The organism is Polaribacter sp. OB-PA-B3, from assembly GCF_054589375.1.
On the sequence record NZ_BAAIIX010000006.1, the window covers coordinates 113,494 to 140,140 of the forward strand.

A 26,647-nucleotide genomic window follows, 5' to 3' on the forward strand; every position below is an offset into this window, starting at 1 on the left:
AGTAGGTTTTAAATTTAAGACGACTACTAATTAATTTTGTTACAGAGCTTTAGTTTTTTTTTTATAAATTCTGATACACTTTAATAAGATTTTGGGCTTCTTGTTTTGCGCTCCAGTTTTCTAAAATTTCTTGTCTACCTTCTTTACCTAACAGTGGTAATTCGCCATTTACTGATTTTTCTAATAGTTGTTCTAACTGGTTGTTATTACCTGGTTCAAACAAATATCCATTCTTAGTATTTTCTATTAATGATGAATGCACGCCGACTCCTTTTGTCGCAATTACAGAACATCCGCAAGACATTGCTTCTGCTGTTACTAGAGAAAACCCTTCAGAAAAACTTGGTACCACAGCTATTTTTGATGCTTGATAATAAGAAAGAATATCTGGAGTTTCATTAATAAAGTAAACTTGATTAGCAATCTTTTGTTCTTTAGCTATTTTTTGTAATTCTTCTAAAAATACGGGTTTATCTACTTTACCTACAATTACCAAAGCCCAATTTTGATAGTTTTTTAAAATTTTAGCAGCTTTTAGCAATGTTACTTGCCCCTTGGCTTTTCTAACTCTACCTGCACATAAAATAATATGATCTTGTTTTATGTCTTTTAAAGAAACATTTTTTTTAGGTTTAAAATAATCTACATTTACTCCGTGGCCAACAACTGTATTTTTAATACCCAATTTTTGACTCATACTTTCTATCAATGTAACAACTTTATCTGCTTTTTTTAGCAATTTCATTGTTAAACCAGACGGAACAGTTTCTGCATGCCTTGTTGCTATCAATTTAAATTTTGCGCCTAGAAATCTAAAAAAAAGCATACGCATAATTTCGTTATTACGATGACAATGCACTACAACTTCTCTATTAGAATAGCATAATTTTCTTAATTCTCTTTTAGTAATGTGTTTTCCGTTTGCACCATAACCGTATAAATATGTTTCGTATGTATCAGAAAAAAAAGGCAAAACATTTTCTATACTTCTTGTAACACCTGTTCTGCGTTTATGAAAATGTGTATGTATTAAAATTGGTTTCAAATAAATGATTTTATGCGAATCTTCTTTCTATAATCTCTAACAACCTACTTTCTAATTCTTCTTGCTTAGACCAATCATAATCTGGTTTTACCATTTTAATGATAAACTTTTTAGCTTCTTTTTCTGTTTTAAATGTATTTAATTGAGAAACCACACGGTTAAAATCTTCTTGACTGCCTTCAAACAAATTTTTTACAAAAACAATTCTATCATTTAAGTCAATTTGAATATTGGTTTGCAATTTATCGTTTAAAGATTTTGGTTGTACAGGTTCGAATAAATTGGCAATCACATCAACCGGAATTGTGTCTTCCAATTCTTCTTCTAAAGTAATTGCATTCTTTTCGCCAACATCTTTGGGGTCGTCTTTAAAGTTTGTAGGTTTTGTATCTCCAAAAATTAGTTCTTCTAAATCATCAAAAGGTTGTTCTATAACTTCTTCTTTTTCAACTTCTAAATATTCATTCACAACATCTTCTTTTGAATACTCTAAAACAACTTCCTCTTCTACGGAATTAATAGTTTCTGAATTTTTAATTTCTTGTTCAAAAAAATCGTCTCCAATTTCTGCTGCAAGCTTTTCATTTTCATCTACAAAATGATCTTCTACAACTTCTATTTTAACATCTTCTCTAACATCATTAGTTATAATAGCATTCTTTTTATCTAATGCAGAAGTTATCTTTTCTAAGAGTTCTTCTTTTGTTTCTTCTAAGTTAGGATTGGTGTTTACATAGTCCTCTACAAATGCTAAAAGTGATAATTTCTCATAAATTTGCTGCGACTTATCTTTTAAAGCTTTTACATCTTGTTTATTTTTCATCTGTAAAATGCTATGAGCTAAACTCATTAAATCGTTTTCCAATTTTTTGTGCATAAGTTGTAAGTTGAAGTTAAAATTTACTCGTAATTTTTAATAAATTTGTTGATTACGAAAGTAACGCAAAATTTAAATTTCTAAAGCCTAAAATTACAAAATGTTTCTTGAAAATACAGTAAATCATACAGAACAATTTGGTTGGATTGAAGTAATATGCGGCTCTATGTTTTCTGGTAAAACAGAAGAACTTATTAGACGTTTAAAACGTGCACAGTTTGCAAAACAGCGTGTAGAAATTTTTAAACCCGCTGTAGATACTCGTTATGATGATGAAGAAGTAGTTTCGCATAACGATAATAGAATTAGATCTACACCTGTGCCAGCATCTGCAAACATAAGACTTTTAGCAAACAATGTAGATGTTGTTGGTATAGATGAAGCCCAGTTTTTTGATGATGAAATTGTGGCAGTTTGCAATGATTTAGCAAATAGAGGAATTCGTGTAATTGTTGCAGGCTTAGATATGGATTTTAAAGGAAATCCTTTTGGGCCAATGCCTGCATTAATGGCAACTGCAGAATATGTAACTAAAGTACATGCTGTTTGTACACATACAGGTAATTTAGCACATTACAGTTTTAGAAAGGCTAAAAACGACAACATTGTAATGTTAGGTGAAACGCAAGAATATGAGCCGTTAAGTAGAGCAGCTTATTACAAAGCATTACAAAAGCAAAAACAAGAAGTTTTATCTTCTACTGAAAAAGAATCATCTACCAAAGATTCTGACTAAAATACCGCATTTAATATGAATAACCACGTAACCGTTCTAGAAATCGATGGTGCTGCTCTAGACCATAACCTTAATTATTTTAAACAAAAAATTAATCCTGAAACAAAAATTTTAGCTGTAGTTAAAGCTTTTGGTTACGGTAGCGATGGTGTACAAGTTGCAAAACATTTAGAGGATAAAGTAGATTATTTTGCTGTTGCTTATTCGCAAGAAGGTATTGCATTAAGAAATGCAAATATTTCTAAACCCATTTTAGTTTTACATCCGCAGATACCAAATTTAAAAGAGATTGTTTCTTATAGATTAGAACCTAACTTATATAATTTTAAAATTTTTAATGCATTTTTAAAGTTAGCAGACGAAGCTCCTTTAATGAATTACCCTATTCATATTAAATTTAACACAGGTTTAAATAGATTGGGTTTTTGGCACACAGATATTCCTGCTATTATTTCTGATTTAAAGAAAACAAACCATGTTAAAGTACAATCTTTATTCTCTCATTTAGCAGCAAGTGAAGATCTAGAAGAGCAAGAGTTTAGCATTAATCAAATAAACAACTTTGCATATATTGCACAACAGTTTTATAAACATTTGGGTTACGAACCCTTATTACATATCTTAAATACCTCTGGCGTTGTAAATTATGCAAAAGCACAATTTGATATGGTTAGAGTTGGTATTGGTTTATACGGTTTTGGTAATGATGATAAAGAAACTGCTGCATTAAAAAATACTCATAATTTAACATCTATCATATCTCAAATACACACAATTAATCCAGGAGAAACAGTAGGTTACAATAGAGCATTTGTGGCAAAAAGACCAACTAAAACTGCAACTGTGCCTATTGGGCACGCAGATGGTTTGTCTAGAAAAATTGGTAATAAAAAAGGATATGTTGTAATTAACAACCAAAAAGCACCAATTATAGGTAATGTTTGTATGGATATGATAATGGTTGATATAACTAAGATTGATTGCTCTGAAGGTGATGCTGTTATAATATTTAATAATCAACAAATGATAGAACACATGGCAAATGTTTCTGAAACAATTGTCTATGAAACTTTGACTGCAATCTCTCAACGTGTTAAAAAAGTGTTAAAGAAATAATTTTTTTTAGTATTTTAGCCATTCATTAATCAATTAAATACATATAAAATGGGAATGCTTAAAGAGTTTAAAGACTTTGCAATGAAGGGAAACCTTGTTGACATTGCAGTAGGTTTTGTTATGGGTGCAGCTTTTAAACAAGTTGTTACTTCTTTTACAGGTGGAATTGTTTCACCTTTGATTGGTCTAATTTTCAATGCCGATTTAAAAGACTTAAAATATATAGTTAAAGACGGTGTTGCAGATGAAACTGGTAAAGTTGTTGGTGAAGTTGCTGTATTATACGGAGACTTTTTAACCAATGTAATAGACTTTATTATTGTTGCCTTTGTAATGTTCTTAATTGTAAAAGGTTTAAACAACTTAAAGAAAAAAGAAGAACCAGCTCCAGAACCAGCTCCAGCAGGACCTTCTCAAGAAGAATTATTAGAGCAAATTAGAGATTTATTAGCTAAGAAATAAGCAGTAATTCTTATTATAATTTATAAAAATCCTTGAGTTTAATTATTCAAGGATTTTTTTTTATTTTTCTTTTAAAATTGATAAAAATAAAGCTCTATCAATTTCTTTAGCTCCTAAACTTGCCAAATGATTATTATAAACCTGGCAATCTATTAACTTATACTTTTGGGTTTGTACTAAAAAAATAAAAGCAATTTTAGATGCATTAGACACTTTACTAAACATGCTTTCACCACAAAAAACACCGTTAACTTCTACACCATACAAACCACCCACTAATTCATTATCTAACCAAACTTCTATCGATTTTGCAATGCCTATTTTATGCAAATTTATGTAAGCTTGTTCCATATCATTAGTAATCCAAGTACCTAGCTCGTCTTTTCTATCAATATTTTTGCAATTATAAATTACATCTTCAAAGGCCTTGTTTTGGGTAATTGTAAATTTATTTTTACTAATTATTTTCCTCATAGATTTAGATACTTTTAAATCTTCTGGAAAAAGCACCATTCGATCATACGGACAATACCAAATAATAGGATCATCATCAGAAAACCAAGGGAAAATTCCGTTTTTGTAAGCAAAAATTAATCTTTCTTCAGATAAATCTCCTCCTAAAGCAATTATACCTTCTTTAGATGTATACTTATAATCAGGAAAATCAATTTTATTTGTAAGCCAAACCATGCTAAATAATATTAATAATTAGAAACAAACTTACATATTTCTTAAAAAACAGTTAATCTAAAATTCTATTCTTATTTATTTGGAATTTGTTCCTATTTTTGCAAATCAATTAAATAATTGTATTCTTGGAAAAAAAGAAAAAAAAAAGAAAGAAAAAAACCGCATTTATAGGTAAAAGGCTTCATAATTATTATGGTAGAACAGGCTTTTACATGTTTGTTTGGGAAAGTGTAAAAAAAGCTTTCTTACCTATTGTACTTGTAGTTTTAGGGCTATTTTTATTTAACAAATACGTTTACGACATTAACAAGGGCTTAGAAACAATTACAGAAACTTTTTCTAGAGTTGGTATTCTAATAACATTTTTTATTTCTGAAACTATATTAGGATTAATTCCGCCAGAAATATTTATTGCTTGGACAAAGAAAACAGACGAGCCTATTTTAAATTTATCAATGTTAGCCGCATTATCTTACTTTGGTGGTTTATTATCTTATTTTATAGGTAAAACTACCTTAAAAATAGAGTCTGTAAAAAATTATCTAGAAGTTAAAATGGCTGCTAATCTTAAAAACACTAAGAAATGGGGTGGATTTTTAATTTTAGTTGGTGCACTTTTACCTTTACCTTTTTCTATTGCATGTTTGGCTGCAGGTATGATTAAATATCCTTTTAAAAATGTTGTCTTTTTTGGATTATTCCGTTTTTTAAGGTTTGCAATTTATGCTTGGGCTATATTTAAAGTAGTTACATAAAAATAGTACCTTTGCAGTATGGGATTAACAAATAACGATATTTTAAAAAAATTACGTGTTGCGCATAAATTGCGCGATACAGATATTATAGAAATCTGCGCTTTGGTAGATTTTAAAGTTTCTAAAGGAGAATTAGGTGCTTTATTTAGAAGTGAAGATCATCCGAAGTATGTAGAGTGCGGAGACCAAATATTAAGAAATTTCTTAAACGGTTTGGTTATTCACCTTAGAGGCCCAATGCCTAAAAAAGAGAAACCAAAAACAACATAAAAAAAAGAGTGCAATTTTATAATTGCACTCTTTTTTTATATAATTTATACTTCTAAATTCTAGAAAGGTAAATCGTCTGGCTCTTCGTTAGAAACGTTAGATGCTGGCTGAAACTGATCTACTGGAGGTAAGTTTTGCCCTTGTGTGTTAGATTGAGATAAGTTCTCTATTCTCCAACCTTGTATAGAGTTAAAGTATTTCGCTTCACCTTGTGGGTTAATCCATTCTCTACCCCTTAAATTAATAGATACTTTTACGTCTTGCCCAACAGCATAATTGTTTAATAGGTCTACTTTATCTTGTACAAATTCAATCATAATCATTTGAGGATATTGATCATCTGTTGTTACAACTAATTCTCTTTTTCTAAAACCATTTGCACCAAATGTTTGTACATCTCCGATTAACTTAACTTTACCAATAACTTCCATAATATATAATCTTAACTATTTAACTAAAAGCACTTTCCAAGCACTTTCTACATCATTCTTTTTTAAAAAATCTTGTGCAAATGTATGTTTTTTTGTGGTTTCTAACCCAATAAATTTAGGATGTTCTTTCGCAAAGTTATTAACACTTTCTTCTGTTGGCAATTGTTCTACGTTACCTAACATACCCAAATTATTGCCTGTTAAAACTGTACTATTTCTAATTTCTTCACTTATTGCATCTACGCCAATACCTAATGTAGAAATTGGTTTAGGTATTTCAAAAAAACCATCTCGTGCCCTCGAATAATAACTACCGCCAGCTCTTGCAACCAAATCTATTTTATGTTGATCTATAGCTCCGTTTTCATCTAAAACATCATCAGAAATATGAATTTTAACCACTTCACAAACCACCAAATTACCTGCACCACCGTTTTCTCCTGTAAAAATAACATCGTTAACTTTACATTCAAATTGCACTGGTGATTCTGCTACTCTAAAAGGTTTTATAACATCAGATTTTAGCATTGTAAAACCAGCTTTGTCAAACTCATTTACGCCTTCTGGGTATTCGGTAGAGCTTAAAGACATTTGCTGTACAATATCGTAATTAACCATATTAATTACTACTTCTTTAGTTTCTAAAGCATTTTCTAATGTATGCTTTGTAGTATTATCTCTTACTCTCCTTGCGGGAGAAAAAATCATAATTGGCGGGTTTGCACCAAAAACATTAAAAAAACTAAACGGAGATAAATTCGGGTTTCCATCTTTATCAATAGTACTAGCAAAAGCAATTGGTCTTGGGGCAACTGCACCTAATAAATAACCATGTAATTTTGCTGTAGAAACTTCTTTTGGGTCTATTGTAAGCATATCTTATTTCTTTATAAATTCAAAAAAATCTTAATCATTAATTTTTTTTAAATAATTCAATTTTAATAAAAAAGAAAATTTTATACTGTAAAGATACTATCAAAATAGGAAATGAGTTATATACTGAAAGCTTTATATTTGTTTTTATGAATTTTCTAACCAATACTCTTTTATTTAAAAGAATTGCTGTTTTAATATCTTTAATAATCGTTTCTTTAATTCTATGGAATACCTATATATTTTTTCAGAAATTTAAAAATGATGAAAGAGTAAAAATGGAAATTTTAGGAATTGCTCAAAAGCAATTAGCTAATTCAGATTTAAATGCAGATATAACTTTACCCGATAAAATTATTGTTGCGAATACGAGTATTCCTTTAATTTTGGTTGATGAAAAAGGAAATATTGAATCCTTTCAAAATTTAGATTCAATAAAGTCTTTAAATACAGCATATCTAGAAGAACAACTTCAAAAAATGAAGGAAGAAAATGCACCTATAGAAATTAGTTACAACGGTAAAAACAAGCAGTATATTTATTATCGAAATTCTGATTTATTAAACAAACTTACCTATTACCCAATTGCCTTAATCTTAATATTGTTCTTATTCTTAAGTGTTATTTATTTATTTTACAATTCTAATAAAGCTGCAGAAACTAATAAATTATGGACAGGTATGGCCAAGGAAACTGCGCACCAAATTGGCACACCATTATCCTCTTTATTAGGTTGGATTGCCATTTTAAAAATGGAAAATGTAGACGACAAATATGTAGAAGAAATAGAAAAAGACGTAAATCGATTGAATATAATTGCCAACAGGTTTTCTAAAATTGGCTCTATACCAGAGTTAAAATCAGATAATATTGTAGCAATTACAAAAAATGCATTCGACTATTTAAAGTCTAGAAGTTCTAAACAAATTAGTTTTTCGTTTACGACTTCAGACACCAAAATAAACACTAAAATTAATGCCGAATTGTATGGTTGGGTTATAGAAAACCTTATCAAAAACGCAATCGACGCAATGCAAAGAGAAGGTTCTTTAGATATCCGAATAGAAAATACGCCTAAAAAAGTAAAAATTAGTATTTCTGATACCGGTAAAGGAATGCCAAAAAAATTATTTAAACAAATCTTTAAACCCGGTTTTACAACAAAAAAACGTGGTTGGGGTTTAGGTTTATCTTTATCTAAAAGAATTGTAGAAGATTACCACAAAGGTAAAATTTATGTGCAAAAATCTGAAATAGATAAAGGTACAACCTTCGAGATCTTATTAAATAAAGCTTAAGAGTTCAAAGAACTAATTGCCCTTATACTTCTTATATTTTGATGATAGATAACCAAAAACTAACCCAGATAACATCCAAAAAATAAATTTCACAAGAATTCTATTTAAAGTAATCTTTTCACCATCAATTAAAGGCCAAATAAAAGCCATACACAAGAACATCCAAACTCCCCAGCCTAAACCAATTTTCTGCCATTGTTTCATCTTTAAAAATTCTTGGCAATACTAGCTGCTAAAGACTGAAACTCATCCTTAGATAATTTTACTTTTTTAGAAAATTGAATGTCTGCCATTTCATTTAAAGGAATTAAATGCACATGTACATGTGGTACTTCTAAACCAATTACACTCATACCAACTCTTAAACAAGGCACTGCTTTTTCTATTGCTTTTGCTACTTTATAAGAAAAACTCATTAGAGCATTGTATTCTTCTTTAGATAAATCAAAAAGCTTATCAACTTCTTTTTTGGGCACAACCAAAGTATGGCCTTCCGCATTTGGGTTTATGTCTAAAAAAGCAATAAAATCATCATTCTCTGCAACCTTATAACTTGGTATTTCTCCTGAAATAATTTTTGTAAAAACGCTCATAATACATCAATTTTTAGTAAAAATAAAAAACGCTTTTCATTGAAAAGCGTTTTAAATAACATTTTATAGAAATTATCTCGAAATTTCTACAATTTCGAATTTCATTATACCGTTTGGTACTTTAATCTCTGCAATTTCTCCAACTTTTTTACCTAATAAACCTTTACCTATTGGCGAGTTTACAGATAGTTTTCCGTTTCTAACATCTGTTTCTGAGTCTGCAACCAATCTGTATTTAAACTCCATTCCGTTAGCCGTATTTTTAATTACAACGTTAGAATGTATTAAAACTTTAGAGGTATCTAATTGACTTTCATCTAAAATACGTGCACCAGAAATTACATTTTTTAATTTTGCAATTTTAAACTCTAAATGAGATTGTTCTTCTTTTGCAGCATGATATTCCGCATTTTCACTTAAATCTCCTTTATCTCTTGCGTCTGCAATTTCTTGCGTTACTCTTGGTCGCTCTACTTGTTCTAAATGAACTAATTCGTCTTTTAGCTTTTTTAAGCCTTCTACTGAATAATATGAAATTTCACTCATGTTGTTATAATTTAAAAATCTCATTGCCTTTGCAGGAATGAGATTGTCTTACAAATGTACAAAATATTTGTAACTTGCATTCGTTATTAAGAAAACAAAGATTATTTTATGTTTAAAAAAGTGCTTTTTTTTATAAGTTTAGTGTTGTTTTTTGCCTGTGCAGAAAACAATTTACCAGCAAACTGTTTAAGGCAATTTCCTGTTAGTTTAAGCACAGATCTAAACAATCCGCAGTTAATAAATGTGCAAACACCGGGTGGTTTTGCAAATCTTACAGGTGGCGCTAAAGGTATCTTTCTTTTTAATATAAATGGTTCAGAATTTGTTGCTTTTGATAAACAATGTCCACAAAACGATTGCAACTCTCCTATGACATTCGAAAAAGGAACCGTTTTAAAATGTTCTTGTGATGAAAGTGAATACAGTGTTCACTTTGGTGGCGCACCACAAACTGATGATTTTGAATGTCCGGCTAGACAATATAAAGTTACAAAATCTGGTTCTTCAATTAGAATCAGTAATTTTTAGTGAAAATGATTTGAGTTGTGTATTTTTGCTGAAACACAACAACTTCAACAGTGAAAAATTATTATTCTTCAGATTTTAAATTGGGCGTTCTTGGTGGTGGCCAATTAGGACGAATGCTTTTAGCAGAAACACAAAAATTAGATATTTACACCTCTATTTTAGACAGTAATAAAAATGCACCTTGTGCACAAATTTGCAATAATTTTGTTATTGGAGATTTGTTAGATTTTGATGCCGTTTATAACTTTGGTAAAACCGTAGATTTACTTACAATTGAAATAGAAAATGTAAATCTAGATGCTTTAGACAAATTAGAAAGCGAAGGCCTTAAGATTTACCCAAAACCTAAAGATTTAAGAATTATTCAAAGTAAAGCGAGACAGAAAAACTTTTACTTAGATCATCAAATACCAACTGCAGAATTTTCTCATTATGCGTATTTAGAAGAGTTAAAACATTCTTTCGAAAACAATATTATAGATTTTCCTTTTGTTTGGAAAGCTGCAAGATTTGGTTACGACGGTAACGGCGTAAAAATTGTTAGAAACATTAAAGATCTAGAAAGTTTACCTAATGTAGAGTGTATTACAGAAAAATTAATTCCGTTTAAAAACGAATTGGCTGTAATTGTAGCTAGAAACAAAGATGGTAAAGTAACAACGTATCCTGTTGTTGAAATGGAGTTTCATCCGGAAGCAAATCAAGTAGAATATGTAATTTGTCCTGCAAGAATAGAGAGTAAAGTGGCAGAAAAAGCAAGAGAAATTGCTTTAAAAGTTGTTAGCAATTTAGATTTTGTTGGTTTATTAGCAGTAGAAATGTTTCAAACCGTAGACGATAAAATATTAGTTAACGAAGTAGCACCAAGACCTCATAATTCTGGACATTACTCTATAGAAGCGAGTTATACCAATCAATTTGAACAACATTTAAGATCTATTTTAAATCTACCTTTGGGTAATACAGATAGTAAAGTTGCCGGTATTATGGTAAACTTGGTTGGTGAAGAAGGTTTTACCGGAGACGTAATTTATGAGAATATTGAAGAAATTTTAAAAATAGACGGAGTTACGCCACACCTATACGGAAAAAAAGAAACACGTCCGTTTAGAAAAATGGGACATGTTACAATTGTAAATTCTGATATAGACACTGCAAGAAAAGTTGCCCAAGAAGTAAAAGAAAAAATAAGAGTAATTAGTAAGAATAATTAACAACTTAAAGTTATTTCTGATAACTTAAAACATATAAAAATATGGTAGGTATAATAATGGGAAGCGATTCTGATCTTCCAATAATGCAAGAAGCAATTGATATTTTAGAGAGTTTTGATATTCAAATAGAAGTTGATATTGTGTCTGCACATAGAACTCCAGAAAAATTAGTAGATTATTCTAAAAACGCACATAAAAGAGGTATAAAAGTAATTATTGCAGGTGCTGGTGGCGCTGCGCATTTACCAGGCATGGTAGCTTCTATGAGTCCGTTACCAATAATTGGTGTACCTGTAAAAAGCAGAAATTCTATAGATGGTTGGGATTCTGTTTTGTCTATTTTACAAATGCCAGGTGGCGTACCTGTAGCAACAGTTGCTTTAGATGGCGCTAAAAATGCTGGTATTTTGGCAGCACAAATTATAGGTGCTTCAGATACTTGTGTTTTAGATAAAATTATTGCTTACAAAGAAGGCTTAAAACTTAAAGTAGAAAAGGCTTCTGAAAATGTTAGAAAATAAAAAAAATACTGATTGCTAATTAGCAATCAGTATTTTTTTTGTAATATTTCTATTATCTATCAAAGTTGTATTTACTATATAAACACCTGTCTTTAAGTTAGAGATATCTTTTGTATCTGTACCTAAAAATGTTTTTACTTTTCTACCTTGAATGGTATATAAACTTACATCTTTAATATTGTCTACATCAAAATCATATTCTACAATTAACTCTTTTGCTCCATCTATATAAACTGTAAAATCTTTTGAATCTATTTCTTCTACTAAAAGAGCCTCTTTACCTGTTTTCTTTGTAGCTCTTCTTTTATTTTTTGTATAAATAATTTTAAATCTTGTATTATTCTCACCAATAGTATCAATATTAAAAGTATAATCTCTTTGTCTTAAATCTACCGTTTTCTTAGCTTCTGTATCCCTTAAATAAATATAGTAATCTTCATCAATTTTTTCATCTTGAACTCCGATAGAATACTCACCTAATTCATCAACAACAAAACCTAGCTTAACAACCTTTTTATCTCTTTTTAAAATTGGTAAACCTTGTATAGACGCTTTTGCACCTCCTCTTACAATAGAGTAAAAGCCCATAGATTTTTGACTAATGTCAAAAGGTGCGTCGTAAAGCCTATCATACCTATTGGTTGCACCTTTAAGAAAACCGACTAATACAGTATTTGTTTTGTTTCCTTTATTAAATGTAAACCAAGATCTTCCTTTTCTTTTTTTTGTGACCTTAGCTTTATCTGATTTGTAAAATTGTGTGTTATTTGCAACAATTTGGTGCGTGGTTTTAAAAGTTAATGTACTATTAGCAGTAGTTCTAACAAAGAAACCTTGCCCTGAACCTATCTTACCAGTAGTAGTATTACTTAGTCCACCAGTTATGTTGTATTGCAAATAATCAGAAACATTATTATCGCCAACTTCTGCAGTATTTTGATTCCATATATAAATGGTTCCGTCAATGTCTGCATTGTCTGTATCTGCGCTTACCAAATCCCAGTCTATAGCAGAAAAATAAGGATTACCAACTAGATTATCTCCTGAAGTAGACCAAACATTATCAGGATCTGTACTTGCTAAATTACTAGAATTAAAAACATTTACAACCACGTCTCCCTCATTTAACTTTCCTGTAAAAGTTCTTAATTGCCCACCAACACCTTCGTTCTGTATTGCATAACCAATACCAGGATTAAAATCTGCAGTACCATGAAAAGCCCAATCTGAACTTGTACTACTTGCATCAAATCTATAAATTAACTCTGCGTCTGGAAATACAGTTGCAATATTAGAATCCGCAGCAACTACAGGAGAACTCCAGTAAGAATAAAAATCGTTACCAGAATAATTTGGCGTTGCTCTTTTAATATTAAAATCTCCAGACCCAGCAATTGCGGCATTACAAGAATTAAAAATTAAAGCGCCACCGTCTTCAACCGTAATTGTACCATTATTAGTTAAACCATAAAAGATGTTTAAAGTTCCGCCGCTTTTAACAACCACCTCTGCTCCTGCTTCAATTGTTAATCTTCCTATTTTAACTTCTGATGTTATTTCTGGGTTATTTGAACCATTTTGAATCACTACCGTTTGCGTCTTCGAAACTTCTGGTGATGTTGCCGCCCAATTTGTATCGTTAGAAAAATCTGAAGAAGCACCACCATTCCATGTATAACTTGTATTACTTCCGTTTGCTGTTGTAGTTGCAGCAATAGAAGAAGCCCCATTTGCTTCATAGTTAACTTGATCGCCATCTTGATAAGCAACTAAACTTGTGCCAGCAGTAAGATATGTAGATTTATTAGTATCTATTTCTGCTGCTGTTCTTGCAACGTTCCAGATTCTTAATAAAGATATATTACCATCAAAATTATTGTCAACATTATTTTGACCAGAGAAAGCTCCGTTGTAAGTAGAACCACTTGAAAAACTTGTTGGATACCTTACAGCACCACCGTTTCTACCTATAGAAATATTACCAGAGTGAGTACTTACCTGTAAACCATCTTGTTGATCTTTTTCTACGCCATCTAAATACCATCTAAAGGTTACATCTGGCGAAGCTGTATCTTCTATTGTTAGGGCTACGTGTGTCCATTTATCAACAGTAATTTCTCCTAATTCAGATCTAAAAAATCTTCTTCTAGCTGCTATATCAGCATTATTTCTGTATCCGCCTAAATAAATCCTTCCTGCTTCTATATAAAATAAAATCACGTTTACTTGCGCACCTTCTTCATACAGAACTTGTCTTGTAGTAATATCCGAAGGTTTAAACCAAAACTCTACAGTTCTGTTTTTTGTGTTCTGTAAATTAATGGCATCTGTATTTGGTATTGTAATATAATCGTTAGTCCCGTTAGCTTCAAAACCAGCTGAACATGGAATTTGAGCTTGTAAAGAACTGTAAACAATTATAAAAATATACAAAATATAAATTGTAATATTCTTCATAATTCTTTTTTTTTAAATGTGTTATAACACTATTGTTATGTCGTTTAGCTTTGTAAAAGCTTACAAAAACGACTAAGAAATTAATATCTTAATAAATAAGAATTTTCTTTCTAAACTCTTGCTTATCGCTAAAAGTTACCTTAACAAAATATACGCCTTTACTGTAGTTTGAAACACTTTTTAGATCTTCACTTTTAAAAACATTTATAAGTCTACCTTGTAAGTTATAAACCTGAATATCTTTGATTTCTTCTTGCGTATTATTTTTGATAATCAACTCTTTATTTGAGTCTACATATAAGTTTAAACTTTCATTTAAATCTTCTAAAACCTCTGTACTTAAAGTTGTTTCTTCTTTGCTATTTTTTGAATACTTTACCTCGAATCTCTCATCATTTTCACCTACAGCTTCAATTTTAAAATTATAATTACCTTCTTCTAAGTTGAAGAATACACCTAATTCTTTATCGTGTAAATAAATGGTATAATCATTATTAATAGTTTCTTCTTGTATTCCTATTGAATAATCACCTACTTTATCTACAATAAAACCTAAGGGTACAATTTCTTCATCGTCTTGTAAAACAGGTAAACCTTGTATTGATGCTTTTATAGAATTATTAATCAACGAATAAAAACCTAAAGATTTTTGATTTGTATCAAAACCAGCGTCGTAAATTCTATCAACACCTTCCGTTGCTCCTTCTAAAAAACCAATTAATAAAGTATTGGTTTCATTTCCTCTTGTAAATTTAAACCATGATCTGTCTTTTTTCTCTTCGAGCGTTTTTTTATTATTAGACTTATAAAATTGCGTATTACTAGACGCAATTTGATGTGTTGTTTTAATTTTTATTGAGCTATTTGATAAAGCTCTTACAAAAAAACCTTGACCAGTACCAATATTTCCTGTAGCAGTATTTGTAACACCACCTGTTAAATTATATTGCAGATAATCTGAAACATTGTTTTCACCTACTTCTGCAGTTGCTTGGTTCCATAAATATATGGTTCCTTGAATTTCTGTATTATCGGGGTCTTTAATTACTAAATCCCAATCTATTGCTGCTGGATATGGATTCCCAACTAAATTATCTCCATTTATAGACCAAGTATCGCCATCATTATCAGAACCTGATAAATTTGTTGTATTAAAAACATTTACTGCAATATCTCCTGAATTAACGGTACCTGTAAAAGTTCTTAACTGACCTCCTAAACCTTCATTTTGGACAGCATAACCAATTCCTTGCTCAAAATTTGAAGTACCATGAAATACCCAATCTGAATTTAGTGAACTTGCTTCGAATGCATAGATAAGTTCTGCATCAGGAAAAACTGTTGCAATATTTGAATCTGCACTAATAACTGGCGAGCTCCAATAAGAATAGAAATCGTTACCATTATAAGTAGGTGTGTTTCTTTCAACATTATAATTTCCTGTACCGCCAAGAACTTTCTTTTCTCTTAATACTAAACTCCCACTTTCTTTAACATTAATAGTACCATTATTAACTATATCATAACTAACTTCTAAAGTACCACCACTTTGTATAGTAATATTTGCACTTGCATTAACTTGCAGGTCTCCTGTTACAATATGAGTTCCAGAAGTTATTATTGGATAATTTATCGAAGCTTGAATTTCTACAGCCTCTTTTGTTAATATATCTGGCACAGAACCACCTACCCAATTAGAGCCCGTATTCCAATCTGTAGATGCAGCAGTTGCACTCCAAATAATTGTTGGTACAGGAGAAACTGTTGCTTCATTAGTGCTTACATTATCATTTGCTAAATATGTAAATGTATCTCCATCTAAAATTGCCACTAAATCATCTGTACCAACTGTAGCTATTATATCTGATTTGTAATCGTCTATTTCTTGTGCAGTTCTCACTCGATTCCAAATTCTAAATCCCCATAAATATCCTTCAAAATAATTAGTGCCAGAATTGCTAGTTAAAGCTGATGCACTATAGAAATAATCGGAATCTAATTGACTTGTCCAACCTGCTGCTGTTATACTTGGAAATCTTATACTAGTATCTTTATACCCTAATCTAACAGTATTGTGTGGTCCAAATTGATATCCAGAATTTTCACCGATTAAAATACCATTTAAATAAAATTTTAAGGCTGTATTCTGATTAGCACCCATTGGGTTTGTTGTATTATTTGCAGCTTGGGCATCATCTAAAACAAGAGCAACATGGTACCAAGTACCAGCAGTAATTGCTTTTCTTAAAAAAGTACCCTGCCATTGTGGGGAATAATCTGCTCTGTTATAACCTCCCACAACTAAATACCCTCCTTCTATATAAATAATAACTGCTCTTGTACCAGCTCCTTCTTTCATAATAAATTGTCTGGTATTAACTTCTGCTGCTTTAAACCAAGTCTCGTAAGTTCTATTGTTTGTGGTTGTACTATTAATATTTGTAATATTTGTATTTGAAGCACCACCTACATTTATAAAATCATTTACACCATCAAAATAAAAACCGTCATTATCTGTTTGAGAAAAACTACAAACTGTTAAAATTAAGAAGATTACATTTAGTGAAAAATTTTTCATAGTAGTTTTTTGGGGATTTTAGAACCTAATCAAAATTAAATACATTTTATAAATAAAGCAATAAAACTTCGATAAACGGTTGTTAAAATAAGTTTAACAGATGTTTACTTTAGATTACACAATAAAAAAATAAGTTTTTTTATCTTTGAAAACTGATATACACACATTTATGAATCCACTTTTACAAGACTTTAATACAGCTCCTTTTTCAAAAATTTCAAATAAAGATTACAAACCTGCAATTCTAAAAGCAATAGAAATCGCAAAACAAGAAATCGAGGAAATTGTAAATAACACAGAAACACCTAATTTCGAAAACACAACTGTTGCATTGGATTTTTCTGGTGAAAAACTAAATAGAATTACAAGTATATTTTTTAACTTAAATTCTGCTGAAACTAATGATGAAATTCAGAAAATTGCACAAGAAATTTCACCATGGTTAAGTGAATTTAGAAATGATATCACCTTAAACGAAACTCTTTTTAACCGTGTAAAAGCTGTTTTTGATTATAGAGAAAATTTAAAATTAACACCAGAGCAAGAAATGTTGTTAGAAAAACAATATAAAAGTTTTGCAAGAAATGGTGCTAATTTAAATGAAGAAAACAAGAAAGAGCTTAGAGAAATTGACGCTAAATTATCTAAGCTTTCGTTAAAGTTTGGCGAAAATGTACTTGCAGAAACCAATGCTTTTGAAATGCATTTAACCAAACCAGAAGATGTAGCTGGTTTGCCAGAAAGTGTTAAAGAAGCCGCTAAAGAAGTAGCCAAATCTAAAAATAAAGATGGTTACATTTTTACGCTAGATTACCCAAGTTACATTCCGTTTTTAACGTATGCAGACAATAGAGATTTAAGAAAAAAAATGGCAATTGCAGCCGGTAAAAAAGGTTTTCAAGAAAACGACTTCAACAACGAAAAAATTGTTTTAGAAATTGTTAACCTTCGTCATAAAAGAGCAAATTTATTAGGCTACAAAACGCATGCACATTTTGTTTTAGAAGAAAGAATGGCAGAAACGCCAGAAAAAGTAATCGAATTTTCTAATAATTTATTAGAAAAAGCAAAACCTGCTGCGCTTAAGGAATTTGAAAACTTAGAAAAATATGCTAAAAAACTTGATGGCATAGATCGACTACAAAAATGGGATGGTGCTTATTATTCTGAAAAACTAAAGAAAGAATTATTTGATTTAGATCAAGAATTATTAAAACCGTACTTTAAATTAGAAAACGTTATTAATGGCGTTTTCGAGATTGCGAATAGATTATTTGATCTAAATTTTGAAGAAACAAACTCTATCGATAAATATCATGAAGATGTTAAAACATACAATGTAACAGACAACGAAGGTAATTTTATTGCTGTTTTTTATGCTGATTTTCATCCAAGAAAAGGTAAAAGAAATGGTGCGTGGATGACTTCTTACAAGTCACAACAAATAAAAAACGGACTTAATGAAAGACCACATGTTTCTATAGTGTGTAATTTTACTAAGCCCACAGAAACCAAACCTTCTTTACTAACATTTAATGAGGTTACAACATTGTTTCATGAGTTTGGGCACGCGCTACACGGCATGTTAGCAAACACAACATACAACAGCCTGTCTGGAACATCTGTTTCTTGGGATTTTGTAGAATTACCAAGTCAGGTTTTAGAAAACTGGTGTTACGAAAAAGAAGCATTAGAATTGTTTGCGAGACATTATGAAACAGATGAAATAATTCCGATGAAATATGTAGAAAAAATTAAGGAATCTGCAAGTTTTCATGAAGGTATGCAAACCTTGCGTCAATTAAGTTTCGGACTTTTAGACATGAAATGGCACTCTGAAAACCCATCAGAAATAAATTCTGTAAAAGAGTTTGAAAACAATGCTTTTTCTAACACAAAATTATATCCAGATGTAAAAGAAAATGCCATGAGTACTGCTTTTTCTCATATTTTTCAAGGAGGATATTCTTCTGGCTACTACTCGTACAAATGGGCCGAAGTTTTAGATGCAGATGCATTTGAATATTTTTTAGAAGAAGGTATTTTTAATAAAGATGTTGCTACTAAATTTAAAGAAAACGTACTTTCTAAAGGTGGCACAGAAAAACCTATGATTCTTTACAAACGTTTTAGAGGAAAAGAACCAAAACCAGACGCACTTTTAAAAAGAGCTGGTTTGCTTAATTCTTAATATTGATTAATTTATTTGTTAGAAAACACCTTCTTATACGTTATTAAAGTATGAGGGACTGTATTTACATTATTGCATTGTTTTTTTCGATACAAATTACATCGCAAATAACAATTCATGGAACGGTATTTGAAAAAAGTACCCCATTAGAAGGTGCAGCTGTATATTTTAACAATACAATGTTAGGTACAACTACTAATTCTAATGGGGAATTTTCGATTACAGTAAAAGAAGGACAATATGATTTAATAGTTTCTTATTTAGGTTACAAAAAAATTAATTTTGCATTAAACACATCAAACTATACAAAACCTTTAGTTTTCAATTTAAAACAAGAAAACAATACATTAAATGAAATAATTATAAGGAAAACCATTTATGATGATGAATGGAAATATAACTTGCAAACATTTAAAAGAGAATTTATTGGAACTACAAAATTGGCTGATGTTTGTAAAATTTCAAATCCTGAAGTATTACATTTTGATTTTGATACTAAAGAGAACCTATTAAGAGCATTCGCAAGAAAACCTTTACAAATTATTCATAAAGGATTAGGTTATAGAATAATTTACGAGTTAGAAGAATTTAAAATCCATAAGAACGAAGTTACATATTTAGGATATTCTAGATATAAAGAATTAAAAGGAAGCAAACGTAAAAAGCGCAAATGGCGTTCTAATAGAATGTTAGCTTATAACGGTTCTTTTACCCATTTTTATCAATCTTTATTAAAAGGAACCACCTATCAAGATGGTTTTTTAATTCATCAATTTAAAAGAATTTTAAATCCAGAAAGACCTTCTGAAGAAAAGATTGCAAGAGCCCGAGAATTAGTAAAACTTAACAGAAATAGAATAAATTTTTCTAAAGTTATTAAGAAACCAAAAACAGCATTAGACTCATCTTTAGTGATTTTAAAAAAGGTAAAATTGCCTAAATTTAAAGATTATTTGTACAAATCTAAAGTACCAATTAAAGATATCATTCAATTTAAAAACGGTGTTTTTTATCTAAAATTCGAAAATAATCTAAGCGTTGTTTACACAAAAGAACTAGAAGTAGAACGCTATATATTAAGAACTCCATTTAGCAAATCAAGAAAAGCATTACCACAAACATCCTCAATTATTCCTTTAAAACTTCCTTCAGTTTTAGATAAAAATGGTAATTTAATTAGTCCGTTAGACATGTTTTATGAAGGCTATTGGTCTTTTGAGAAATTTGCAGACGCATTACCTTTAGATTACGTAGTAGAATAAATTACTTATTCTTTTCTTCAATCCATTTGCTCATATACTTTGTGGCTTGTATGGTTTGATGCAGTAGTAAACTTCTTAAGAAATTGGCATTTCTGTGTTGTTCTATATTAGATTGAATGCCTTCTAAAACATCAAAAAATAGTGTGGAATTTTTTTGTTTACTATAAATTTCATTTATAATTTGAATTCCTTTTTGTTGAGAATTCTTCCATATTAACTCATCACTGTAAAGTAAAATAGTTTTGTTTGCAAAAGCAGCATAATCATCTTCTATAAAACCATTCCACTCAAAATTATTTGCCATTCCTTCTGCACCAATACTTGTTGTTACACTTGGTGTACCGCAAAGCATTGCTTCTGTTAATTTCCCTTTAATTCCTGCACCAAAATTTAAAGGAGCCAAAACTACTTTAGCTTTTTCAACAACTTTATTAGCATTTTTTGCAAATCCTTTAATTAAAAAACCCTCTTTTGTATTATTTAATTCTTGTATTTGCTGATTAACATATGCACCATAAACATGTAATTCTGCATCTGGAATAGATTTTTTTATAATTGGCCAAATGTTCTTTTTTAAGGTTAAAACTGCATCAACATTTGGTTTGTGAAAAAAATTACCGATAAAAATAAAATGCTCTCTTTCTTTAAAAGATTGCCATTTTTTGGTTTGTAAAACGTCTATTTCATTAAACAGAAAAGGCAGATACATAATGATGTTAGAAGGTATTTTAAACACATCTTTTAGCAATTCTATTTCATAAGTAGAAATAATTAAAGACAAATCGCATCTTAAAATCGATGCAATTTCTCTCTTTGTAATGTCTTGTTTTAAAAGTTCTGCTATAGAAAAATTTATCTTCTTTTTTACACAGAATTCTCTTGTTTTACGCAAACAATGTAAGTCTTCTGTATCTAGAATTGTAATTGCATTGGGGCATTGTTCTGCAACACGCCAACCAAATTGCTCTTCTATCATAAAACGATCGAACAAAACTATATTTGGCGCAAGATTCTTTATAAAATCATCAAAAGAACTATGATTTAACTCAATTGAAGCTTCTTCTATACCTAAAGATCTTAAATCTATTGCTTTCTCACTTTTTTGAGCCGCAGAAACAAAAGTTATGTGATATCCTTTTTCTAAAAACTGATTGATTAACTGCAACATTCTTTTACCTGCAGCCGAAGAATTTGGTTCTACCCAAACAGCACCAATAATTAAAAGGATTTTATTTTGCAATTATTTAGAATTCATTTGAAGTTTATAATCGGCTTGCACCTTTTTACCCCAAGCAACTACAGCATTAATTTGCTCTTGTGTAAGATTTGCATCGGCATGCGTCCAAGTATAAGAATCTAAAGGCATTTCTCCTTTTTCTACTTCTTCATAAAGTTCGTCCATTTTATGCTCTTTCTTTTTTAAAGAATAAGAACTCCATTTAGAAAAATTTAAATGTTTTTTTCCATCTTTAATATGATCGTCTAACCAATAATTTACTGGTGTAATATTGCTGTACCAAGGATAAACTGTTTTATCTGAATGGCAATCATAACAAGTTGTCTCTAATATTTTTTTAACATCTTCTGGCGGATTTGTTTCTGATATAAAAGCAGCGACAGAAGTCATTTCACCATCGTTTTTTTCTGGACCGAAAAACTGAGCAATTACAAAAACAACTAATAGAAAAACTAATATTTTTTTTACGGTTTTCATCTGTAAATTTTAAGAATATTTTATACTGTAAAACTACTAAATTCTTACTTTAATTAATGAAAATATCCGTATTTTTGTCAATTATTATTAAAAAACAAAGCATTAGGTTGCAAAAAACACAAAATATACTTACTTATGAAATATGATATTATTGTAATTGGTTCTGGTCCTGGAGGATATATAGCTGCAGTTAGAGCTTCTCAATTAGGAAAAAAAGTAGCAATTATAGAAAAATATTCAACTTTGGGTGGTACCTGTTTAAATGTTGGTTGTATACCTTCTAAGGCTTTATTAGACTCTTCACATCATTATTATGATGCCGTTCATCATTTTGAAGAACACGGTATTTCTGTTGAAAAACCAACGTTTGATTTTGGTAAAATGGTTGATAGAAAAGCTAAAGTTGTAGAAACAACTACTGGCGGAATTAAATACCTTATGGATAAGAATGACATCGATGTTTTTGAAGGATTAGGTTCTTTTGTAGATAAAACTCATGTTAATATTGCTAAAAACGATGGTACATCAGAAGTAATTGAAGGTACAGATATTATTATTGCTACAGGTTCTAAACCTTCTACTTTACCTTTTATAACTTTAGATAAAGAACGAGTAATTACATCTACAGAAGCTTTAAAATTAAAAGAAGTACCAAAACATTTATTAGTTATTGGTGGTGGTGTTATTGGTTTAGAGTTGGGTTCTGTTTACAAGCGCTTAGGTGCAGATGTTACCGTTATAGAATATGCTCCTAAAATTACACCAACTATGGATGCTGATGTTTCTAAAGAATTACAAAAAGTTCTTAAAAAACAAGGTATTAAATTTGCTGTAAGCCATGGTGTAACTTCTGTAGAAAGAAACGGAGAAGAGGTTACTGTAAAGGCAAACAATAAAAAAGGAGAAGAAGTTACTTTTACCGGAGATTATTGTTTAGTTGCTGTTGGTAGAAAAGCTTATACAAAAGGTTTAGGTTTAGAAAAAGTTGGCGTAGAAGTTAACGAACGTGGGCAAGTGGCTGTAAATGATCATTTACAAACTAATGTATCTAATATTTACGCAATAGGTGATGTAGTTAAAGGTGCAATGTTAGCTCATAAAGCAGAAGAAGAAGGTGTAGTAGTTGCAGAATTTTTAGCAGGAGAAAAACCACACATAGATTATAATTTAATTCCGGGTATTGTTTACACTTGGCCAGAAGTTGCCGCTGTTGGTAAAACAGAACAAGAATTAAAAGATGCAAAAGTAGATTACAAGTCTGGTAAGTTTTCTATGAGAGCTTTAGGTAGATCTAGAGCTAGTGGAGACATTGATGGTTTTGTTAAAGTTTTAGCAGACAAAAATACAGACGAAATTTTAGGTGTACACATGGTTGGTGCACGTGTTGCTGATTTAATTATGGAAGCTGCAGTAGCTATGGAATATAGAGCATCGGCAGAAGATTTAGCTAGAATTTGCCATGGTCACCCAACCTATTCTGAAGCTGTTAAAGAAGCTGCAAAAGCTGCTTGGGACGGTAAACCATTAAATGCATAAAACTGTAATTAGAATTACAATTATTTATAAAAAAAGCACCTAATATTTAGGTGCTTTTTTATGTTAAAAAGTTTCCTATTTTTATAAAATGAAAAAGAAACTTATTACGTTACTATTTTTTTTAGCGGGTTTAACCTTTAACGCTCAAGAAAATACAAACTTCAAAACACAACCTAACTCCTTTTTATCAAAAGCATATTACAGCATTAATTTTGGCGGAATTTTTTATCCTTTTTCTAATGATAATTTAAAAGAGGGTTATCAAACAGATTCTTATTCTAGAAATATCTTTTCTGGACGATTGTTATTAGGTTATAAAATTTTACCAGATTTAGCAGTTCAATTTGGAACTTTAAGACCTGCTTCTTGGTTTCAATATACAAACGTAAACAATGTTGGTTACCATAATAGTGTTTGGATAAATGCTTGGTCTTTATCTTTAAAGAAAAATATAAACTTTAATAATAAGTTATCTTTTTTTGCTGAAAGCGGAATTGCAAATGTAACCCGAGTAGGATTTTCTATAAATGATGAAATTGTATATTCTGATGCACATTACGCAAGTTTCCTATATGGTTTTGGGTTTAATTATAAGTTGAATAAAAAATGGAAATTAAATCTAAACGGAACATTCTTGCCTAAATCAACAAAAGAAAATCAACCCTCTATTTCTCAAGTAACTTTAGGTTTCGAATATCATATTAATAAATTATCTGAAGAAAAGGCTGATAAGTTTGGCAACAATGGTCATTTTTTTCCTAAAAACCTATTACAAGTTAGTTACGGAACTAGTAAAATTGGCTTTGGTGTCAATAGGTTTTTTGGCATGAGTTTAAAAGTTGGTAATTTCGAAAGCTTTGGTATACCTGTATTTTGGGTTGGCGAAGTAAAAGCAGCCAACTCGTTTTCAATTACCTACCAACAATTAGTTTTTAGAACAGAAAAAATATTTTCTTTAGATTGGGGTGCAAGTATTACTGTTTTTAATACAGAAGCAACTAATGAGAAGGTTCTTGCTTTTTCTATTTTTCCGTCGATGCGTTTTTATCTTTTAAGAAGAAATAATTTTGATCTGTATGCAAATTACTCGCTTATTGGTCCTACATTTTTAACCAAAGGAAATTTAGACAACCTTAATACTGGCCCAAAAATAACGTATCAAGACACAATGGGTCTTGGTTTTTTCTTCGGAAAAAAACGAGATTATAACGCAGAATTTAGAATTATGCATTACTCTAACGGTAACATTTTCACAAATAACTCTGGTGTAGCAGTACCAATTCAGTTTACATTAGGTAAAACATTTTAACCTATAAATCTGCTTAAAATTTTATAATTCTAACCAATAAGAATTGTATTTTTGCAAGAATTATGCAAAGAACTGTTCGTACATTTTCTATTGAAAACACCGCTGCTTTTAAACAGAATTTACTGTTTTGGTCTCAGCAATTTGACACAGCACTTTGGTTAGATTCTAATAACTACAACCAAACTTACTCTAATTTTAATTGTGCTTTGGCTGTAGAAGAATTTACATCCATAAAAACAGATTACACCAATGCTTTTGATAAGTTAAAAGAATATCAAACTACAACAAAAGATTATATTTTTGGATATATTTCTTATGATGTAAAAAATGATGTAGAACATTTAAAATCTAAAAATATAGACAATTTAGATTTTGCTGATTTGTATTTTTTTCAACCTCAAAAATTAGTTTTTATAAAAGAAAACTCCGTTGAATTTCATTACTTGAAAATGGTTGATGATGAAATTGAAAGCGACTTAAAAACGATTAAGGATTTTAATCCTTCTGTTTTTGAAAATTCTAAAAGCGACATCAAAATAAAATTACGAATTCATAAAGACGAATATCATCAAAAAGTATCTAAAGTTTTAGAGCATATTAAAAGAGGTGATATTTATGAAGCCAATTTTTGTCAAGAATTTTACGCAGAAAATGCAACTATAAATCCGTTGCAGGTTTATACACATTTAAATGACATTTCTGAGCCACCTTTTGCTGCTTATTTGAAGCTAGAAAATCAATATGCTTTGTGTTCATCACCAGAAAGATATATTAAAAAAGAAGGTAGTAAAATAATTTCGCAACCTATAAAAGGTACGGCAAAAAGATTAATTAGCACAATTGATGACGAGAAAATTGCGCGAAATTTAATGAGAGATGAAAAAGAACGTGCAGAAAATGTAATGATTGTAGATTTGGTAAGAAACGACCTTTCTAAAACTGCAACTAAAGGCTCTGTAAAAGTAGAAGAATTATGTAAAGTGTATTCTTTTAAACAAGTGCATCAAATGATATCTACAGTGGTTTCTACTATAGATACAGCATTAATACATCCGGTAGAAGTTTTACGCAGTACTTTCCCAATGGGAAGTATGACAGGTGCACCCAAAGTTTCTGCAATGCAAATTATAGAAAACTTAGAAGAAACCAAAAGAGGTTTATACTCTGGTGCAATTGGTTATTTTACACCAGAAAATGATTTTGACTTTAATGTTGTAATTAGAAGTATTTTATACAACGAAGAAAAAAAATATGTTTCATATTCTGTGGGTGGCGCAATTACTGCAAAATCTATTGTAGAAAATGAATACGAAGAATGCCTGCTTAAAGCAAAAGCTATGAAATATGTTTTACTAAACGCGCAGTAAAACGAAAACAATACTTATTATGATATTTAATAAAGAAGAACTTTTTCAAAAAACTTTAGAGAGTTTATCAGAAACACCAACAGAACAAAATATGTTTAATAAGTTTTTAGAATTGTATCCGGCAGAATGGAAACAACTAAAAGTTACATTTTCTAAATTTAATAGAAGCAAACAGTTTGGAAAAACAATTCCGTTACCAAAACCCGAAGTTTCTTTAAGAAAAGAGATTAGAGTTTGGTTAAGAAAACAGCAATAAATTACGTATTTTTAAGATTGAT

At 30.1% G+C, this 26,647-nt stretch carries 27 protein-coding genes; 15 read left to right on the top strand and 12 right to left on the bottom strand.

What is annotated here, in order from left to right:
* Positions 1-61: 61 nt before the first annotated feature.
* Together ACYPV9_RS11745 and ACYPV9_RS11750 are read right to left on the bottom strand one after the other, a co-directional pair.
* Positions 62-1,045 carry a glycosyltransferase family 4 protein gene (locus ACYPV9_RS11745; RefSeq protein ID WP_459743969.1) on the bottom strand — a complete coding sequence of 328 codons (984 nt, stop codon included), beginning with the start codon at positions 1,043-1,045 and terminating at the stop codon, positions 62-64.
* A 10-nt stretch (positions 1,046-1,055) separates the two neighbouring features.
* Complete coding sequence (locus ACYPV9_RS11750; protein ID WP_459743973.1) at positions 1,056-1,922, bottom strand: hypothetical protein; 867 nt, start codon at positions 1,920-1,922, stop codon at positions 1,056-1,058.
* 100 nt (positions 1,923-2,022) lie between these two features.
* On the opposite strand from ACYPV9_RS11750, the gene ACYPV9_RS11755 reads away from it, so the two are divergent.
* Genes ACYPV9_RS11755 through mscL form a run of 3 tightly spaced genes read left to right on the top strand, consistent with a single transcriptional unit; the run spans position 2,023 to position 4,236 of the window.
* The gene (locus ACYPV9_RS11755) at positions 2,023-2,658 is read left to right on the top strand and encodes a thymidine kinase (RefSeq protein WP_299063748.1); all 636 of its coding nucleotides are present in this window, start codon (positions 2,023-2,025) and stop codon (positions 2,656-2,658) included.
* Positions 2,659-2,673: 15 nt separating this feature from the next.
* On the top strand, positions 2,674-3,774 hold the full coding sequence (alr, locus tag ACYPV9_RS11760) for an alanine racemase (protein ID WP_459743975.1): 1,101 nt from the start codon (positions 2,674-2,676) through the stop codon (positions 3,772-3,774).
* A gap of 54 nt (positions 3,775-3,828) precedes the next feature.
* Positions 3,829-4,236 carry a large conductance mechanosensitive channel protein MscL gene (gene mscL, locus ACYPV9_RS11765; protein WP_299064041.1) on the top strand — a complete coding sequence of 136 codons (408 nt, stop codon included), beginning with the start codon at positions 3,829-3,831 and terminating at the stop codon, positions 4,234-4,236.
* Between the two features lie 60 nt (positions 4,237-4,296).
* Here the strand turns inward: mscL and aat are convergent, their stop codons facing one another.
* On the bottom strand, positions 4,297-4,926 hold the full coding sequence (gene aat / locus ACYPV9_RS11770; protein WP_459743977.1) for a leucyl/phenylalanyl-tRNA--protein transferase: 630 nt from the start codon (positions 4,924-4,926) through the stop codon (positions 4,297-4,299).
* 125 nt (positions 4,927-5,051) lie between these two features.
* On the opposite strand from aat, the gene ACYPV9_RS11775 reads away from it, so the two are divergent.
* Both ACYPV9_RS11775 and ACYPV9_RS11780 read left to right on the top strand, forming a co-directional pair.
* Positions 5,052-5,681, top strand: coding sequence for a YqaA family protein (locus ACYPV9_RS11775; RefSeq protein WP_299063739.1), 630 nt, complete (start codon positions 5,052-5,054; stop codon positions 5,679-5,681).
* 18 nt (positions 5,682-5,699) lie between these two features.
* Entirely contained in the window at positions 5,700-5,951 is a 252-nt protein-coding gene (locus ACYPV9_RS11780; protein ID WP_077811117.1) for a DUF1456 family protein, read from the top strand.
* 59 nt (positions 5,952-6,010) lie between these two features.
* Here ACYPV9_RS11780 and ACYPV9_RS11785 read toward each other — a convergent pair whose 3' ends face one another.
* Positions 6,011-6,382: a DUF3127 domain-containing protein gene (locus ACYPV9_RS11785; protein WP_077811116.1), complete on the bottom strand. Its 372-nt coding sequence runs from the start codon at positions 6,380-6,382 to the stop codon at positions 6,011-6,013.
* 15 nt (positions 6,383-6,397) lie between these two features.
* Positions 6,398-7,258, bottom strand: coding sequence for a flavin reductase family protein (locus ACYPV9_RS11790; RefSeq protein ID WP_299063732.1), 861 nt, complete (start codon positions 7,256-7,258; stop codon positions 6,398-6,400).
* 146 nt (positions 7,259-7,404) lie between these two features.
* On the opposite strand from ACYPV9_RS11790, the gene ACYPV9_RS11795 reads away from it, so the two are divergent.
* The gene (locus ACYPV9_RS11795; RefSeq protein ID WP_459743981.1) at positions 7,405-8,553 is read left to right on the top strand and encodes a sensor histidine kinase; all 1,149 of its coding nucleotides are present in this window, start codon (positions 7,405-7,407) and stop codon (positions 8,551-8,553) included.
* A 12-nt stretch (positions 8,554-8,565) separates the two neighbouring features.
* Here the strand turns inward: ACYPV9_RS11795 and ACYPV9_RS11800 are convergent, their stop codons facing one another.
* The 3 genes from ACYPV9_RS11800 to greA all read right to left on the bottom strand — a co-directional run bounded on the left by ACYPV9_RS11800 (position 8,566) and on the right by greA (position 9,692).
* Positions 8,566-8,757, bottom strand: a complete 192-nt coding sequence (locus tag ACYPV9_RS11800; protein WP_459743983.1) for a hypothetical protein — start codon at positions 8,755-8,757, stop codon at positions 8,566-8,568.
* A 2-nt stretch (positions 8,758-8,759) separates the two neighbouring features.
* Positions 8,760-9,146: an HIT family protein gene (locus ACYPV9_RS11805; protein ID WP_459743985.1), complete on the bottom strand. Its 387-nt coding sequence runs from the start codon at positions 9,144-9,146 to the stop codon at positions 8,760-8,762.
* A gap of 72 nt (positions 9,147-9,218) precedes the next feature.
* Complete coding sequence (gene greA, locus ACYPV9_RS11810) at positions 9,219-9,692, bottom strand: transcription elongation factor GreA (RefSeq protein ID WP_299063724.1); 474 nt, start codon at positions 9,690-9,692, stop codon at positions 9,219-9,221.
* Positions 9,693-9,812: 120 nt separating this feature from the next.
* On the opposite strand from greA, the gene ACYPV9_RS11815 reads away from it, so the two are divergent.
* From ACYPV9_RS11815 to purE, 3 genes are read left to right on the top strand one after another with little or no spacing between them, the layout of a single operon-like run.
* Positions 9,813-10,220 carry a Rieske (2Fe-2S) protein gene (locus ACYPV9_RS11815; protein WP_299063722.1) on the top strand — a complete coding sequence of 136 codons (408 nt, stop codon included), beginning with the start codon at positions 9,813-9,815 and terminating at the stop codon, positions 10,218-10,220.
* A gap of 50 nt (positions 10,221-10,270) precedes the next feature.
* Positions 10,271-11,434, top strand: coding sequence for a 5-(carboxyamino)imidazole ribonucleotide synthase (locus tag ACYPV9_RS11820; RefSeq protein ID WP_459743988.1), 1,164 nt, complete (start codon positions 10,271-10,273; stop codon positions 11,432-11,434).
* A 41-nt stretch (positions 11,435-11,475) separates the two neighbouring features.
* Positions 11,476-11,955, top strand: a complete 480-nt coding sequence (purE, locus tag ACYPV9_RS11825) for a 5-(carboxyamino)imidazole ribonucleotide mutase (protein ID WP_077811108.1) — start codon at positions 11,476-11,478, stop codon at positions 11,953-11,955.
* A gap of 15 nt (positions 11,956-11,970) precedes the next feature.
* On the opposite strand, the gene ACYPV9_RS11830 is transcribed toward purE, so the two are convergent.
* Positions 11,971-14,412 (bottom strand): LamG-like jellyroll fold domain-containing protein, encoded by a 2,442-nt coding sequence (locus ACYPV9_RS11830; RefSeq protein ID WP_299063714.1) that lies wholly within the window; start codon positions 14,410-14,412, stop codon positions 11,971-11,973.
* 88 nt (positions 14,413-14,500) lie between these two features.
* On the bottom strand, positions 14,501-16,990 hold the full coding sequence (locus ACYPV9_RS11835) for a T9SS type A sorting domain-containing protein (protein ID WP_459743993.1): 2,490 nt from the start codon (positions 16,988-16,990) through the stop codon (positions 14,501-14,503).
* A 169-nt stretch (positions 16,991-17,159) separates the two neighbouring features.
* On the opposite strand from ACYPV9_RS11835, the gene ACYPV9_RS11840 reads away from it, so the two are divergent.
* Both ACYPV9_RS11840 and ACYPV9_RS11845 read left to right on the top strand, forming a co-directional pair.
* The gene (locus ACYPV9_RS11840) at positions 17,160-19,181 is read left to right on the top strand and encodes a M3 family metallopeptidase (protein WP_459743997.1); all 2,022 of its coding nucleotides are present in this window, start codon (positions 17,160-17,162) and stop codon (positions 19,179-19,181) included.
* Between the two features lie 50 nt (positions 19,182-19,231).
* Complete coding sequence (locus ACYPV9_RS11845; protein ID WP_459743999.1) at positions 19,232-20,443, top strand: carboxypeptidase-like regulatory domain-containing protein; 1,212 nt, start codon at positions 19,232-19,234, stop codon at positions 20,441-20,443.
* Position 20,444: 1 nt separating this feature from the next.
* Here the strand turns inward: ACYPV9_RS11845 and ACYPV9_RS11850 are convergent, their stop codons facing one another.
* Both ACYPV9_RS11850 and ACYPV9_RS11855 read right to left on the bottom strand, forming a co-directional pair.
* Positions 20,445-21,683, bottom strand: coding sequence for a glycosyltransferase (locus tag ACYPV9_RS11850; protein ID WP_459744001.1), 1,239 nt, complete (start codon positions 21,681-21,683; stop codon positions 20,445-20,447).
* The gene (locus ACYPV9_RS11855; RefSeq protein WP_459744003.1) at positions 21,684-22,157 is read right to left on the bottom strand and encodes a heme-binding domain-containing protein; all 474 of its coding nucleotides are present in this window, start codon (positions 22,155-22,157) and stop codon (positions 21,684-21,686) included.
* A 135-nt stretch (positions 22,158-22,292) separates the two neighbouring features.
* On the opposite strand from ACYPV9_RS11855, the gene lpdA reads away from it, so the two are divergent.
* From lpdA to ACYPV9_RS11875, 4 genes are all read left to right on the top strand, one after another.
* The gene (lpdA, locus tag ACYPV9_RS11860) at positions 22,293-23,693 is read left to right on the top strand and encodes a dihydrolipoyl dehydrogenase (RefSeq protein WP_459744005.1); all 1,401 of its coding nucleotides are present in this window, start codon (positions 22,293-22,295) and stop codon (positions 23,691-23,693) included.
* A gap of 88 nt (positions 23,694-23,781) precedes the next feature.
* Positions 23,782-25,002: an acyloxyacyl hydrolase gene (locus tag ACYPV9_RS11865; protein ID WP_459744007.1), complete on the top strand. Its 1,221-nt coding sequence runs from the start codon at positions 23,782-23,784 to the stop codon at positions 25,000-25,002.
* A 62-nt stretch (positions 25,003-25,064) separates the two neighbouring features.
* Positions 25,065-26,369, top strand: a complete 1,305-nt coding sequence (locus tag ACYPV9_RS11870; protein WP_459744009.1) for an anthranilate synthase component I family protein — start codon at positions 25,065-25,067, stop codon at positions 26,367-26,369.
* A 19-nt stretch (positions 26,370-26,388) separates the two neighbouring features.
* Positions 26,389-26,625, top strand: a complete 237-nt coding sequence (locus ACYPV9_RS11875; RefSeq protein WP_299063689.1) for a hypothetical protein — start codon at positions 26,389-26,391, stop codon at positions 26,623-26,625.
* Positions 26,626-26,647: the final 22 nt, after the last annotated feature.